Here is a 14598-nt window from a genome sequence, read left to right as displayed (position 1 = left end):
CCCGACCTGCTTCCGCCGGCCGCCGCCCCGGCTCTGCCACCCGTACGGACAGGTCGGGGCAACTGGATCAGTTCACCCACTCAGGGTAGGAGGGATGGGGTGGGAGTGCCCGGTGTGGGGCGAGGGCTCCGGCCTCGTTGGATCATGCGAGGGCTAAGTTTCCTTGGTTGATTTACTGGAAATTAAATTCGGATGGCCTTGCGAAAGAGTGCGGCGCGAAGCTCTTCTTTCTCCAATATGTTCGAATTCCTAGGGTGTGGCCTCTGGCTACGCGATGCTGTCGAGCCAGTCTCGGTAGTGCGATTCCTGCTCTTCAGGAGTTCCAATTTTTGCCCCGTCCGCCTCTCCGAAAATATCGACCATAGATCGTGCGGAAGGAGGCTTCCCTTTTTCGAGGACAAGGACCTTTTGGGCTTTCCCCATCTCTCGGGACATTCGCGACGGATAACAGTCGAGGCGTGCCCCGTTGCAGCAGAGCAGCAGGTCCCGCGCTGCGAGGTCCCTTCGAAGGTCAATCAGGCTCTCGAAGAGGTCGGGCGCTGAAGACGATACGTTGTGTCCGTCGTAAAGCGTGACTGAAATGTGCGCAACATCTTCGACGCTCCACTCAATGAGAGCCTCTGGCCCTGGAGTTCCATTCGATATACGGATGGTCTTGACGCGTTCACTGCCATTCATGGGTACACCAAGCATTCGTCGTCGAGTTCCCAGAATTCATCCAATTCCCAAGCCTTTTTGATGTATTCTGCGGGAATTCCGCCCTTGAAGGCGATTTCCTGTTCGTAGGGTGTTGGATTGAGTTTTCCGAGCTCCTTGTTGACGTCGATACCTCCCGGCATTTCTATCTCGTAGACGTATCCTCCGGGTTTGGAGAACATGCTGGTTGCTATGTCGCTGGACTGTGAAGTGGAGACGTAATCGCTATCTATGTTCTTTTTTACGTAATCCAGCAACGAAGTGTCGGAGCCTGGGGCCTTCGGCATGAAGCCGCCGGCACGTGCGATCTCTTCAGGGGCCCTGGTGTCTCCCCTGTATACGGGCTTGATGTTCTCGCACGGCGATAGACCCAGAGGGTCGGTTGCCGCATGGGGGTTCCGAACGTAGGAGACGGGGTTTGGTCCTGCTGCCAGCCCGAGCGGGTCGGGCGAGATGTAGGCGCCTAGATCTGGATCGTAATACCGTTGGAAATTGTAGTGAAGGTGGGTTTCCTGGTCAAAGTACTGCCCTGGGAATCGAAGTGGCGTGTGCGCTGTGGCGTCAAGTCTCCATGCGGTTTTCCCCCAAAGGGACTTCCTGGGGGTCCAGCATTTTTCACCCCCTTGGGTGAGTAGTTCAATGGGTGCCCCGAGATGGTCGGATTGAACAACGAAAAATCTTTTTTCGATCTTCGCCGCAAGGGGTCCTTTGGGGTGGGTTATTTTCCGTTCGGTCTGGGTTATAGGGGTCAGGGAGTGGAAGTCCCATGTGATGGATATGCTTTTCGTTGCATTTTTGGCGCCGCTGACTTCCTCGGCGAGGTTAGGGCCATCCCATGAAAATTCTCTCAGTTCGGCGACCGAGTCGTTCTCGTGCTTCCGAATTTTTGCAACCCGCCGCCCGAACGGGTCGTACAGATACCGCCAGACCTCGCCGTCAGGCGTGGTGACCGACGTCAGCCGGTCCTCCGTGTTCCACGTGAAACGCCAGGTGTCCGGTTTGTGGGAGAGGCGGGTTTTCTGGCGGAGGGTGACGCGGCCGAGGGCGTCGTGTTCGTAGCGGTAGGCGCCGGCCCTGGTGATGCGGGTGCCGGTGTAGGTGCGGTCGCCGCGGGCCGTGGGGTTGGGGTGTTGGTCGGGCCAGGTGGCGTGGGTCTGGTTGCCGGCCTCGTCGTAGGCGTAGGTCTCGGTCCAGTTGGTGGCGTGGACGGCGGTGACGCGGCCCGCGCGGTCGAGGTCGAAGGTGCGGGGGCCGGAGTAGGAGTCGTCGAGGGCGATGAGGTGGCCGTCGGCGCGGTAGGTGTAGGAGCGGCGGTGGAGGAGAGTCGCCGCGGAGCCGTGCGCCGTGCCGGATGCTTCTCCGGTGCCGGATACACCGTCCAGGCCGGATACACCGTCCAGGCCGGGTACACCGTCCAGGCTAGGTACACCGTTCAGGCCGGGTATGCCGTCCGGAGCCGCGGCGCCCGCCGGATTGCCGGGCGTCCCGGCCCCTGATGCTCCGGCACCCGGGCCATGCACCCCGTCAGGCCCGCCCGGATCGAACGGACTGCCCGCATCGAACGGACTGCCCGCATCCAACGGACTGCTCGGATCGAACGGGCTGCGCGGAAGCCCGGCCCCCGGCGCACCGCCAGGCACCCCAGCACCGGGAAGCCCGGCCCCCGGCGAACCGCCAGGCACTCCGGCGCCGTGTGAACCGCCAGGCACCGGGCTCCCGGGAACTCCCGTCCCCGGCCCCGCCACCTCATCCACCCGCAGCAGCGACTGCCCCGTCAGCCGTCCCGTCGCGTCCCACGTCGAGTCCAGGCGCAGGTGGTCCCCGATGGTGCGGGTGCGTTCGTTGCCGGCCAGGTCGTGGGTGAAGGTGAGGAGGTTGCCGCCGGTGTTGAGGGTGGTGCGGTTGCCGGCGGCGTCGTAGGCGTAGGTGCTGGTGTGGCCGGAGGGGGTGGTGCGGGAGGTGCGGCGGCCCAGGGCGTCGTAGGTGAACGTCATGGTGCGGCCGTTGACCGTTTCGGCGGTGACGCGGCCGAGGGTGTCGCGGGTGTAGCTGACCGTGGCGTCGGGGTTGGCGGCCGTCAGGAGGGCGCCGGACGGGGAGTGGGCGTAGGTGGTGACGAGTCCGGCGGCGTCCTTGGTGGTGATGCGGCCCATGGTGTCGCGGGTGTAGGTCGTCACCTCCCCCAATGCGTTGGTGCGGGTGGCGAGTTGACCGGCCGCGTCGTGGGTGTAGGTCAGGACGCGGTCGTCGAAGTCCGTCTCGGAGATCAGCCGGCCGGCCGCGTCGTAGGCGTAGTCCCAGGTCAGGCCCTGGGGGTTGGTGACCTGGGTGAGGCGCAGCTCGGTGTCGTGGGTGAACTCGTGGCGGACGCCGTCGGGGTCGGTGCGGGCCACCAGCAGGTCGAAGTGGCCGTACTCGAAGCGGGTGGTGCGGCCGACCGCGTCCGTGTGCGAGGTGCGGTTGCCCTCGCCGTCGTAGGTCCAGGTCTCGGTGGCGCCGGTGGGGTCGGTGCGGGTGGCGAGTTTGCCCTCGACGGTCCAGGTCAGGCGGGTGGTGGCGCCGAGCGGGTCGGTGACGGAGACGACCCGGCCGAAGGCGTCGCGGACGTAGTGGGTGCTCGCGCCGAGCGGGTCGGTGACGCGGAGCGGGAGGCCCGCCGGGTCGCAGTCGAGGCGGGTGGTGTTGCCGAGGGCGTCGGTGACCGCGGTGAGGTGGCCCCTGCCGTCGTGGGTGTAGGTGGTGGTGGCGCCGGTGGGGTCGGTGGAGGAGGTGCGGTTGCCGGCGTCGTCGTAGGTGTGGGTCCAGGTGGTGCCGTCCGGGCCGGTGGTGCGGATCGGGTGGCTGTCGCCGTCGAACTCGGTGGTGGAGCCGGTGCCGTCGGGGAGGGTGAGGCGGGTGGGGCGGCCCTCGTCGTCGTACTCGATGCGGGTGGTGCGGCCGAGCGGGTCGGTGACGGCGAGGACGCGGTGGTGGGCGTCGCGGACCGTGCGGGTGGTGGCGCCGGTCGGGTCGGTCTCCGCGACGATCTGGTGCCGGTCGTTGACCTGGTACGTCGTGACCTGGTCGTGGGAGTTGCGGAGGGTGTTGGTCCGCAGGCTGGTGGCCGGGTCCGCGTCGCCCCAGGTGAAGTGGGCGTGCAGATGGCCGTCGACGCCGCTCTGCCAGGTGCACCGGTCCTGCTCGTCGTAGCGGTAGGAGTAGCTGCTGCCGTTGGTGTCCGTCCAGGACGTGATGCGGCCCGCGTCGTCGTAGCCGAAGCGGAGCGGGAGCCCGGAGGAGCGGGTGACGGTGGTGAGGTTCCCGGCGCCGTCGTAGCCGTAGCGGACGAGGAGCTGGTCGCCGCCGTCGGGGGCGCCGCCGGCCAGGTGGAGGGCGGTGATCCGCTCGCCCTCGGTGGTGAAGAGGAGCCGGTACCCGGCGCTGTGGGTGAGGGCGGTCGGGGTGCCTTCCTCGTCGTGGTCGAAGGTGTGGTGGTGGCCCCGGCGGTCGGATATCTCGTCGAGGACGGCGAGATCCTCGGTGTACGAGGTGAAGTACCAGCGCATGCCGGTGGACGGCTCGGTGAGGACGTAGTCGCCGTCCGGGGTGCGTTCCAGGGGGCGCTGCGGGCCGTCGGTGGGGAGGGTGGGGACGCCGACGGCCGGATGCGGGTAGGTGGCGAGGTTTCCCTCCTCGCCGATGAGGATCACGCCCTCCGCGTCGATCTCCAGCCGCTGGTCGAGCGTGCTCATCCAGGTGGGACCGAACCACCGGCCGGTGCGGTACGACGATTCGAAGGTGCGGGTGAAGGCGAGGGGGTGGCTGCCGGGCAGCTGGATGTCGGTCTGCGGCAGGACCATCCGGCCGGTGGCCATGTCGATCGGGTCGTTGCCGAAGGTCTTGCACCAGGCGATGCGGGCGCGGTCGCGGAGGGTGAGTTTGCCGGCGTCCCGGGCGGCGGTGCGTGCGGCGGTGCGGGCCGCGTCCCGCGCGCCCGCCCGCACCAGCCCCTTGCCGACGGCGCCGACGCCCTTGCCGCCGACGAGATTGCCGAGGAAGGCGCCGCCCGCCTCGTAGGGGTCGCTGCCCCAGCCCTCGCCGAGCATCCCCTTGGCCAGCCGCCCGGGGTGGGCGGCGCTGCTCGTCAAGCCCATCAGGACGGTGGTCGTGTTGTTCATGAACCGGATGGGGTTGCTGACGTTGTACGGGTCGAGCGGATTGAACGTCCGGGCGAGGTTCACGGTCTCGGCCCCGGCTTTGACGAGCCCGCCGCCGACATGCATCAGGTTCATCGCGCCGCCGGCGACCCCGTCGGCGGCGTCGAGCACGGTCCGCTCGGTGAACTTCGGGGCCTTCGGGGCGTGCTCCAGCGCGGCGGTGAGGGCGTGGTGGGCGCGCTCGGCCGCTTCGTCGCGCTGGCGCCGGGCCTCCGTGAGCAGGTGCCGGGCGGATGTGCGGCCCTCCTCGCCCGGGTCGGTGAACTTGCCCGGTTTCTCCGGCTTGTCGGCGCTTGCCGAGCCGCCCGCGTTGTACGCCTCGACCTTCCGGTTGTACGCGTCGACCTTGTGGTTGTACGCCTCGGACGCCTTCTCGGTGGCGTCCTGGGCGTGGCGGTGGCGGGCGATGGCCGTCCGGGCCTGGCCCTGGGCCCAGGTGACGGTATCGGCGTACGCGTCCAGGGCCTTGCCGGCCGCCTCGCAGGCGTCCGCGGCGTGCAGCCACGACTTCGGGTGGGTGTCGAACTCCTCCCGGAAACGGTCCGCGGCCTTGCCCTTCCAGGCGCTCGCGTCGAGTTTCCGCATGCCCTGGCCGACGCGCTCGAAGGCGGCGAAGAAGTCCTTGAGGTGCGAGACGGTCTCGTTGATCTTGGCGGGGTCGCCGTGGATCAGTTCCCTCGGGTCGTCGGTCTCGCCGAGCTGCCGCTCCGCCACCTGGGCGCCGAGGGTGTCGGCGACGTCGTCCCCAGCCGAACGGACGGCGCGCGCGGCGCCGTCCGCGCCGACGGCGTGGAGCGCGCCGGCGGTCTTGTCCGTCGCGTATTCGACGGTCTCGCCGGCCGCCTCCTTCACCTCGTCGATGGCTTCTCCGGCCTTGTCGGCTGCGGAGTCGATGCCGTGCTTGATCGCGCCGAGGGCGTCGCCGATACCCATCAGTGCTGCTCCCCGCCTGCTCCGGCGTCGTCCGGGTCGGCCGGTTCGTCTCCGGCGGGGTCGGGCAGCAGGTGCCGCAACTTGCTGGACCGGAGGTCGTCGGCGGTGCGGCTGAGTGCCTCGCGCCCCTTCATGAGCTCCTGCATGGACGCGGCGGAGCTGGGGTCCCAGTTGGCGTGCTGGAACTGGGTGTAGGGGTTCTCTTCCAGCACCCCGTCCCAGGATGTGTCGTGGAGCTGTTCGGCGGTCTTGGTCGGGTCGCCCATGGCCGCATTGACGCCGATCTTCAATGTCGTCGAAACGTACTGTTCCTGTTCGTGGTAGAGACCGGCGGAGAGGTCGAGGCGGCGGGCGAATTCATTGGCCTCGTGGATGAGGCCGCGTATGCCCCAGCCCCAGCGTTCGCAGAAGGTGTCGAATGGCGCGGCCACGTCGGGATGCCCGCATTCCAGGCCGGAGAGCGCCAATTTGTCGAATCCGTGGCCGAGTTGGGCGTCGGTGTCGAAGCCCAATTCCTTCAGCTCGGATATCGCGCCGTTGAGGCCCTTGGTGATCTGCCGGAGGGCGGCCGGGTCGACCTCGTAGCCGTCGGCGGGGCTCATGCGGCACCGCCGGTGGTGCCGGCGCGGTCGACGGCGACGGCGTCCGGGACGATGCCGGTCACCGGCGGGAAGAGCATGCCCAGCTCGCTCCCGGCGTTCAGCGCCACGCCCGCCGGGCTGCCGAGGGCGGGGATGACGACGTCCAGCAGGCGGGCGCCGACGGCCGTCACATGGTCCGGGGCGTCATCGGCGGCGATGCCGCGGTGGGCGAGGAACCGTGTGAGGGCGTCCTCGTCGGAGAAGGCGAAGATCCAGCGGATGCCGTCGGACTCCGCCGACATCAGGTTGTCGCCGCCGCTGAGCGGGATCAATACCGGAGTGCGCCGGAATTCCCCGACGAGAGCCGCCGGATTGCCCTGGCCGTCGCGTATGCGTGAAATCTCCGAAAGCAAGGACATGCCGCCCCCCATTGCGTCTTTCCTTCCCCTTTTGCCATGGGCGCCCCCCCGGGTCGCCGAAGACACCTTGTCACAGGGGGTGGGTCGTGTGTTCGAGGATCTGGTGGGCGGCTGAAAGACGTGGGTATTTCCCCGCAATAACCGGCCCACAGGTCGGTTATTGCGGTGGGGAATACCGGGGACGGAAACGCCGGCCGGCCGCGGTGCCAGGCCCGTGGTGGGCCCGGCGCCGCGGCCGGCCGGAAGGAGTGTGCAGGTGGTGTGCGGGCGTCAGTTGTCCTTGAGCACGCCCGCGGTACGGGCTTCGGTGAGCCATTCGGGGAACTCGACCATCAGCTGCTGGTAGAGCTCGTCGGCGGAGAGGGCGCGGGGGTCGCGTCCGGCGTGGAAGAAACCGGCGTTGTCGACGACGCGCTTTTCCGGTACGGCCAGGTCGTCGAGCTTGCGGAGGAAGTCGAAGCCCTTGGCCTCGGGGTCGCCGAAGCCGACGAACTGCCAGAAAATGGGGAGCCCGGCAGCCTCGCAGAGCGCCTTTTCGGCGGCCGGCTTGGAGGTCGGGGCGCCGTCGGTCTGGAAGATGACGAAGGCCGGGGCGGTGCTGCCGGACTTCTTGTAGTGCTGGACGACCGCGTCGATGGCCCAGTGGTAATTCGTCCGCCCCATGTGGCCGAGTCCGGCGTGGAGTTCGGCGATCCGGCCCTCGTAACGGGTGAGGTCGAGTTCGGCGGTGCCGTCGACGTCGGTGGAGAAGAAGACGACGGGGACGACGCCGTCGTCGTCGAGGTTCGCGGAGAGGCCGAGGGCCTGTTCGGCGAGGTGCTGGACGGTGCCGTCCTTGTAGTAGTTGCGCATCGAGCCGGAGCGGTCGAGCACCAGGTACACGGCGGCGCGCTGGGTGCCGAGGCCGTGCTTGTCGAGGGTCGCGGCGGCGGACTTGACGAGGCTGACGAGGGCGGGCGCGGCCGCCTCGGCCTTGCGGAGGGCGGAGCTGCCGGGGGTCGCCGCGGCGGACCGGTCGCCCGCGGGGGCCTCCTCGACAGCCTCGATTGCCTGGACAGCCTCGGCCGCCTCGACGGGCTCGGTCGCTTCGACAGCTTCAGTCGCTTCAGTCGCTTCGGTTACCTCGGTTGTCTTGGGCTCCGTGGGCGCCGTGTCAGTTTCCGCGGCCTCCGGGGCCTCTGTGACCTTCGCGTTCTCCGCGGTCGTCTCCGTGGCCTCTGCGTCCTTCGCGTCCTTCGCGCCCTCCGTGTCCTCCGTGACCTCTGCGTCCTTCGCGCTCTCCGTGGCCTCATCCGGCGTCGCCGCGGCCTCCGGGGCCGACTGCGGCTCCGGCTCCGGAGCCGACTGCTCGACGCGGTCGTCCACGTGGCCCGCCTGGGCCGGGACGGTCGGGGTTTCCGGTTCGGTGGTGGATTCCTGGGGGGCCGTCCGGGCGGCGGGGACCTCGGCCACCGGGCGTTCCGGCGCGGGCTGTTCGGCGGCGGGGGCCTCGGTGGCGGGCGCTTCGGGCGCGGGCTCCTCGGTCGCGGGGGCCTCGGCGGCGGGCCGGTCGGCGGGGGTGCCGGGGGCGGACTCCTCGCGGGCCTCGGGGATGGTGGTGGCGGGGGTGGCCGGTTCCGGCGTTTCCGTGCCGCTCGGTGTGGTGCCGGACTCCTCCCGGGTCGCCTTGGAGCGACCGAAAGCGTTGCGCAGCAGACTCCGAATGCCCATCGGCGGACCTCTCTGGGGTGTGGTGGGTGCGGCGTATGTCCGTGAAGCTGCGGACATGTCCCTGACCAGGACGGATACGTAAGGGTAGCGGCCCGCCCCGGCGTCACAGTGGGATCTCGGGCGCCGCGTTGCCCGTACGAGGGGGCGCTCCCGGGGGTGGTGCGGTGTCCGGTGGGAGCCGGACGCAAGGAGTTCCCCTCTCCGGCGGCACGCTCTCACATGCCCCTCTTTCCGGTCTCTTTCCGGCCGACCGGATTCCTTTTCGTTATGCGGGTTCCCGTATGATCACCGCGCCTCCCTGGTGTGTGAATGCGGCCGCGCGGGGGTGGGTTCTTATCACGGTGCGGACACAGGTCGGCAAGGTGCGGGTAAGGAATGGGCCCGGACTGGTATCCGATGTCCGGTCGGTCCCCTCTTATCCGGTGACCATCGGTCCGAGCCGCCCGTTGTTGGTCAAGGCGGTCGCAAGCCGGGAGCCGGGCGAGAGCCCTTGCGAGGGTGACGGGAGATGTGGGGCGCATGGGGCTGACCAGTCGGTCGCTCGAAATCGCGGTGGTGGCGCTGGCGGTGGTGCTCGTCGCGTTGACGGTGTGGCAGTGGCCGCGGCTGTCGGGACGCGGCGTAGGAGTTCTCTTCGGCAGGCTCGGCGCCATCGTGCTCACCCAGGTGACACTGGTGTGCGCGCTGGCCCTCGCGGTCAACAACAGCTTCGAGTTCTACGGCAGTTGGGACGATCTGCTCGGCAACGAGGACAAGGCGCCGGTCGCGGTCAGCGACAACGGCGGCCAGTACGCCTCCGTCGGCACCGCGAAGGGCGCGCTGATCCAGCCCGCCGGGCCGCAGGGCCTCGACCGGGTGACGGGCCTGCCGCAGGGCCCCGCCGACAAGGTCGGGAAGATGGAGTCGGTACGGATCGTGGGTCGCCGCAGCGGCGCGATCAACCCGGCGTTCGTCTATCTGCCGCCGCAGTACTTCCAGCCGCAGTTCCGCCGGCAGCGGTTCCCCGTGATGGTCGTGATCAGCGGCTACCCCGGCGGCATCATGAACCTCGCGCAGCACCTCCAGATCCCGCAGAACGCCGGGCGGCTGATCGCCAAGGGCACCATGCAGCCGACGGTGATGGTGATGGTGCGGCCGACGATCGCGCCGCCGCGGGACACCGAGTGCGTGGACGTGCCGGGCGGCCCGCAGGCCGAGACGTTCTTCACCAAGGACCTGCCGGACGCGATGCGGTCCGCGTACCGGGTCGGCCACGATGCCAGTGCGTGGGGCGCGTTCGGGTACTCGTCGGGCGGCACCTGCTCGCTCCAGCTGGCGATGCGCAACCCGAAGATCTACACCTCCGCCGTCTCGCTCTCCGGCGACTACGCGATCAAGGACGACCTGACGACCGGCAGCCTCTTCGGCACCGGTCCGGAGGGCGCGAAGCGCGAGCGGGAGCACGACCTGATCTGGCGGATGAAGCACCTGCCCGTCCCGCAGATCTCCGCGCTGGTGGCCAGCAGCCGCCAGGGTGAGCCGGACTACGGCGCGACCATGGACTTCATCCACGCGGCGAAGGCGCCGATGACGGTCGACTCGATCATCCTGCCCCGCGGCAGCCACCAGTTCGCCACCTGGCGGCGTGAGGTGGTTCCGGCGCTGGAGTGGCAGAGCCGTCAGCTGACGTTCCCGCAGGACGTCATCGCGGCGCCGCACAAGCCCACGGCTCCGAAGGGGGCGCAGGCGCCGCACGAGGACAAGCCGGGCGAGCACCACACGGGGCAGCAGGCCCCGGCGCAGGCGGAGCGCCGCCGGGACGCGGTGGCGCCCGACGCGCAGGACTGACGGCGTACGCGAACGGGCCGGGCACGGGGTGAGCGGTCACCCGGTGTCCGGCCCGTTCGTGTGTCCGGGGCCCGCGCCGCCGTGCTCAGGGGTGGTACACCATCCCCGGCTCCGGCTTCGCGGGCGAGAGCAGCTGGGAGACGGTGACGAGCGTGAAGCCGCGGTGCTTCAGCTCCTTGAGGATGCCGGGGACGGCGGGGACGGTGCCCGGGTAGATGTCGTGGAGCAGGATGATGCCGTCCTGCTCCGTCTGGTCGAGCACCCGCTTGGTGATCAGTTTCGAGTCGTTGGTCTGGTAGTCCTTCGCCGTCACGCTCCACAGGACCTCGGCGAGCCCCAGCTCCTTGCTGACCTTGGCGACCTTCTCGTCGGTGCGGCCCTGGGGCGGGCGCATCAGTGTCGGGGTCTTGCCGGTGAGGTCGTGGACCGCCTTCTGCACGCGGGAGAGCTGGCTCTTGATCTCCGCCGGGGTGGCGTCGGTGAGGATCTGGTGCGACCAGGTGTGGTTGGCCAGCTCGTGGCCCTCGCGGTCGATCCGCTTCACCTCGGCGGGGCGCTCGGCGATGTGGTTCTTGCCGAGCATGAAGAAGGTCGCGTGGGCCTTCTCCTTCTTGAGGATGTCCAGCAGGTGGTTGGTGTTCTCGCTGGGGCCCGCGTCGAAGGTGAGTGCCACGCACTTGACCTCGCGGCAGTCGACGTCCGTGCCGTCCTTGCTGTTCTTGCCGTCCCCCGCGAGCTGGGCGTCGCGGGCCTTGACGTCGGCCGCCGGGGCGTCGTCCCGGGCGTCGACGGGCGCGATCTGGTTGGCGGGGGTGCAGCCGCCGAGCACCAGGGAGGTGGCGGCCAGCAGCCCGGCTATGAGGGGGCGTCGGGCGGTCTTCGGCATGGAACTCTCCGGGCGGCGCGGGGGTACGGCGGTGGCCGGCCGGATGGGTGTCCGCCGGCTGCCGGGAACTATACATAGCGTGTAGAGATGCGGTGTCTACACGGTATGTCTACGTGCTGTGCGGAGGTGGGGCGGTGCGGGCCGGGGGCCTCGGCTCCCTGCTGGGAGGCGGGCCCGTTCGGACGCGTCCCGCGCGACAGCGGGCCCCGCCCCGCGGTGGACTCGTACCGTGACCGCACCGCCGGACGACTGCCTGGCCCGCAACGACTGGATCTGCGGCGACTACCTCAGCAGCCGCCGGCACATCCTGCTCGGCGCGGTGGCCGAGCATGTGCAGCTGACGGCGGTCTCGGTCGCCCTGGGGCTGGTCGTCGCGGTGCCGCTGGCGCTGCTGGCCCGCCGGTACCGGTGGACGGCGGGGCCCGTGCTGGGGCTCACGACGGTGCTGTACACGATCCCGTCGCTGGCGATGTTCTCCCTGCTGCTGCCGGTCTACGGCCTCTCGTCCGCCCTGGTCGTCGTCGGGCTCGCGCTGTACTCGCTGACCTTGCTGGTGCGGAATCTGCTGGCCGGGCTCGACGGTGTACCGGACGGGGCGAAGGACGCCGCGCGTGGCATGGGGTACGGGCCGACCCGGCAACTCCTCACCGTGGAGCTGCCGTTGGCGCTGCCCGCGGCGATGGCGGGGGTGCGGATCGCCACCGTCTCCGCCGTCGCGCTCACCACCGTCGGCGCGATCGTCGGACACGGCGGGCTCGGCAACCTCATCTACGCCGGGATGAACTCCTACTTCAAGGCGCAGGTGCTGACCGCCTCGGTGCTCTGTGTGCTGCTCGCCGTCGCCTTCGACCTGCTGCTCCTGGGCGCGGAGCGGCTGCTGACCCCGTGGCGGCGCGGGGCGCGCACCGCCCGGCGGGGGCGTGTGCGGACGGCCGCGCGCCGTCCGGTCGTGGCCGGGCGGCAGCCGTGAACGCGGTCTCCGGCGCCGTCGCCTGGCTGACCACCGCCGCCCACTGGTCCGGCGAGAACGGCATCGGGCACCGGCTCGCCGAGCATGCCGCGCTCACCATCGGCTGCCTGCTGCTGAGCTGTCTGCTCGCGCTGCCGGTCGCGGTGGTCCTCGGGCATCTGGGGCGCGGCGGGGCGCTCGCCGTGAACCTCGCCAACGTCGGCCGCGCGGTCCCCACCTTCGCCGTGCTGGTCCTGCTGCTGCTCACGCCCCTGGGACGGCACGGCGCCTGGCCGACCGTCATCGCCCTGGTGCTGTTCGCCGTGCCGCCGCTGCTGACCAACGCGTACGTGGGGATGCGCGAGGCCGACCGGGACGTGGTGCGGGCCGCGCGCGGCATGGGGATGACCGGCGGTCAGCTGGTGTGGCGGGTCGAACTGCCGCTGGCGCTGCCGCTGCTGCTCACCGGCGTACGGATCGCCGCCGTCCAGCTCGTCGCGACCGCCACCCTCGCCGCACTGGTGGGCGGCGGTGGCCTCGGCCGGATCATCACCGCCGGGTTCAACCTGGCCTCCACCCCGCAGGTCGTCGCCGGAGCGGTCGTCGTCGCGGTGTTCGCGCTGCTCATGGAGGCGGCGTTCGAGATCGGGACGCGCTGCGGGCCCAGGTGGTCACGGAAACGGGCCGCCCGGTGAGGGGGCGCGGGCGGGCGACGGTACCGGAGGCGGCGGGGCGCGTCCGGGAGCCCGGCCCGGCGTGCGGCCGGGCGCCGCGCGCCGGGGACGTCCGCCGTCCGCCGGGGGCGCCCGCAGCGGCGCCGCGCGCCGGGGGCGCCCCGCCGCCGCCCGGGGCGCGGGCCACCGCCGCGCGCGCTCCCCGAGCCGTCCGCCGTGTCTGCGCCCTCGTCCTCGCCGCCGGACTCCTCACCTCCTGCGGGGGCGGCCCCTCCCTGGAGGACCGGGGTGCCGTCACCGCCGCGCCGGGGGACCGGCACCACCTGACCGTCGGCTCGGCCGGGTTCACCGAGAGCGAGCTGCTTGCGCAGATGTACGCGGCGCTGCTGCGGCACGCCGGATACCGGGCCGACCTCGTCACCGTCGGCAATCGCGAGCTGTACGAACCGGCCCTGGAGAGTGGCCGGATCGATGTCGTCCCCGAGTACGCCGCGACCTTCGCGGACTGGCTCCAGGCCAGAACGCACGGCGCGGGCGCCCGCCCGGTGGCCTCCCCCGACCTCAAGGCCACCATGGGCGCGCTGCGCGCCCTCGCCGCCCCGCGCGGGCTGACGGTGCTCGCCCCGGGGCGCGCCGTCGACCGCAACGCCTTCGCCGTCAGCGCCTCCTACGCCGCCCGCCACCGGCTGCGCACCCTCAGCGACCTGGGCCGGGCGAAGCTGCCGGTGCGGCTCGCCGCGGGCGACGAGTGCGTCCGCCGGCCGTTCTGCGCGCCGGGGCTGCGGAAGACGTACGGCATCGACATCACGGCCGTCGACCCCAAGGGCGTCGGCACCACCCCGGCCAAACAGGCGGTGCAGAACGGGCAGGACCAGATGGTGCTGACCACGACCACCGACGCCACTCTGGACCAGTTCGGGCTGGTGGTCCTCGCCGACGACCGCAAGCTCCAGAACGCCGACTACGTCGTGCCCCTAGTCAACCGCTCCCGGGCCGGGGGCGGCCGCGCCGCCGCCGCGCTGGGCCGCCTCAACACCGTCCTGACCACCGCGGACCTGGGGCGCCTCGGCGAACGCGTCGACAGCTGGCGCCGCCTCCCCGAGGACGTCGCCCACGCCTATCTGACGGAGAAGGGGCTGCTGCCCGAGAGGCACTGATCCCCCCTCACCCCGTGGGCGGCGACCCGCCTCACCCCAGGGGTACCGACTCCACCTCCCCCAGCCCCCGCCGCTCCCCGCGCTCCCCCGGGACGATGGTGCGGCGCAGCGCCTCGTGGAGCCGGGCCGGGGTCAGGACGCCGAGGAAGCGGTCGCCGTCCAGGACCGCGACCCAGCCCGCGTCGTGCTGGAGCATCTCGCCGAACGCCCGCTTGAGGGTGGCGCCGACCGGGACCCACGCCTCCATCCGGCGGGCGTGCCCGGACACCGGCCCCGCCGCGTCCGCCAGCTCCGCGGCGCCGACCCAGCCGTGCAGCGCGCCGGAGTCGTCCAGGACCACCGCCCACCGGGCGCCGTGGGCCCGCAGCCGGGCCGCCGCCTCGGTGGCCGGTTCGCCGAGCCGGGCGAGCGGCGGGCGTTCCAGGTCGGCCCGGTCGATCCCGGTGACCGACAGCTGCTTGAGCGCCCGGTCGCTGCCGACGAATTCGGCGACGTAGGGGGTGGCGGGTGTGCCGAGGACGGCTGCGGGGGTGTCGAACTGCTCGATGCGGCCCTGTCCGTAGACGGCGA

The 14598-nt window shown here is 70.7% G+C and carries 11 protein-coding genes; 4 read left to right on the top strand and 7 right to left on the bottom strand.

All coding sequences use genetic code 11. From position 1 onward, the window contains the following. Window positions 1-267 precede the first annotated feature (267 nt). From ACF1BH_RS16035 to ACF1BH_RS16015, 5 genes are all read right to left on the bottom strand, one after another. Entirely contained in the window at window positions 268-678 is a 411-nt protein-coding gene (locus tag ACF1BH_RS16035) for a hypothetical protein (RefSeq protein WP_391643093.1), read from the bottom strand. Continuing rightward, entirely contained in the window at window positions 675-5825 is a 5151-nt protein-coding gene (locus ACF1BH_RS16030; protein WP_391643092.1) for a putative T7SS-secreted protein, read from the bottom strand. The genes ACF1BH_RS16035 and ACF1BH_RS16030 overlap by 4 nt, the downstream gene beginning before the upstream one ends. Then, a complete protein-coding gene (locus tag ACF1BH_RS16025) occupies window positions 5825-6427 on the bottom strand; it encodes a hypothetical protein (protein WP_391643091.1) in 603 nt (200 codons plus the stop codon). The genes ACF1BH_RS16030 and ACF1BH_RS16025 overlap by 1 nt, the downstream gene beginning before the upstream one ends. Next, window positions 6424-6825 carry an SseB family protein gene (locus tag ACF1BH_RS16020; protein WP_391643090.1) on the bottom strand — a complete coding sequence of 134 codons (402 nt, stop codon included), beginning with the start codon at window positions 6823-6825 and terminating at the stop codon, window positions 6424-6426. Before ACF1BH_RS16020 ends, ACF1BH_RS16025 begins: the two co-directional genes overlap by 4 nt. Window positions 6826-7095: 270 nt before the next feature. Beyond that, window positions 7096-8535 carry a VWA domain-containing protein gene (locus ACF1BH_RS16015; protein WP_391643089.1) on the bottom strand — a complete coding sequence of 480 codons (1440 nt, stop codon included), beginning with the start codon at window positions 8533-8535 and terminating at the stop codon, window positions 7096-7098. Window positions 8536-9054: 519 nt separating this feature from the next. On the opposite strand from ACF1BH_RS16015, the gene ACF1BH_RS16010 reads away from it, so the two are divergent. Next, a complete protein-coding gene (locus ACF1BH_RS16010; RefSeq protein ID WP_391643088.1) occupies window positions 9055-10362 on the top strand; it encodes an alpha/beta hydrolase in 1308 nt (435 codons plus the stop codon). Window positions 10363-10447: 85 nt separating this feature from the next. Here ACF1BH_RS16010 and ACF1BH_RS16005 read toward each other — a convergent pair whose 3' ends face one another. Beyond that, window positions 10448-11248: a polysaccharide deacetylase family protein gene (locus ACF1BH_RS16005; RefSeq protein ID WP_391643087.1), complete on the bottom strand. Its 801-nt coding sequence runs from the start codon at window positions 11246-11248 to the stop codon at window positions 10448-10450. Between the two features lie 229 nt (window positions 11249-11477). On the opposite strand from ACF1BH_RS16005, the gene ACF1BH_RS16000 reads away from it, so the two are divergent. Genes ACF1BH_RS16000 through ACF1BH_RS15990 form a run of 3 tightly spaced genes read left to right on the top strand, consistent with a single transcriptional unit; the run spans window position 11478 to window position 14028 of the window. After that, entirely contained in the window at window positions 11478-12218 is a 741-nt protein-coding gene (locus tag ACF1BH_RS16000; protein WP_391643086.1) for an ABC transporter permease, read from the top strand. Then, window positions 12215-12892, top strand: coding sequence for an ABC transporter permease (locus ACF1BH_RS15995; RefSeq protein WP_391643085.1), 678 nt, complete (start codon window positions 12215-12217; stop codon window positions 12890-12892). Before ACF1BH_RS16000 ends, ACF1BH_RS15995 begins: the two co-directional genes overlap by 4 nt. Next, window positions 12889-14028: an ABC transporter substrate-binding protein gene (locus ACF1BH_RS15990; RefSeq protein ID WP_391643084.1), complete on the top strand. Its 1140-nt coding sequence runs from the start codon at window positions 12889-12891 to the stop codon at window positions 14026-14028. Before ACF1BH_RS15995 ends, ACF1BH_RS15990 begins: the two co-directional genes overlap by 4 nt. A 31-nt stretch (window positions 14029-14059) precedes the next feature. On the opposite strand, the gene ACF1BH_RS15985 is transcribed toward ACF1BH_RS15990, so the two are convergent. Continuing rightward, a partial coding sequence (locus ACF1BH_RS15985) for a CBS domain-containing protein (RefSeq protein ID WP_391643083.1) occupies window positions 14060-14598 on the bottom strand: 539 nt, incomplete at its 5' end.

This window comes from Streptomyces sp. NPDC014733 (assembly GCF_043083385.1).
Lineage (GTDB): Bacteria > Actinomycetota > Actinomycetes > Streptomycetales > Streptomycetaceae > Streptomyces.
The sequence above is the reverse complement of the archived record's forward strand: the minus strand, read 5'-3'. Positions and strand labels throughout refer to the sequence as shown.

Coding starts and splice junctions, on each gene's coding strand:
- ACF1BH_RS16035 (WP_391643093.1), bottom strand. CDS start 678: ATGAATGGCAGTGAACGCGTCAAGACCATCCGTATATCGAATGGAACT.
- ACF1BH_RS16030 (WP_391643092.1), bottom strand. CDS start 5,825: ATGGGTATCGGCGACGCCCTCGGCGCGATCAAGCACGGCATCGACTCC.
- ACF1BH_RS16025 (WP_391643091.1), bottom strand. CDS start 6,427: ATGAGCCCCGCCGACGGCTACGAGGTCGACCCGGCCGCCCTCCGGCAG.
- ACF1BH_RS16020 (WP_391643090.1), bottom strand. CDS start 6,825: ATGTCCTTGCTTTCGGAGATTTCACGCATACGCGACGGCCAGGGCAAT.
- ACF1BH_RS16015 (WP_391643089.1), bottom strand. CDS start 8,535: ATGGGCATTCGGAGTCTGCTGCGCAACGCTTTCGGTCGCTCCAAGGCG.
- ACF1BH_RS16010 (WP_391643088.1), top strand. CDS start 9,055: ATGGGGCTGACCAGTCGGTCGCTCGAAATCGCGGTGGTGGCGCTGGCG.
- ACF1BH_RS16005 (WP_391643087.1), bottom strand. CDS start 11,248: ATGCCGAAGACCGCCCGACGCCCCCTCATAGCCGGGCTGCTGGCCGCC.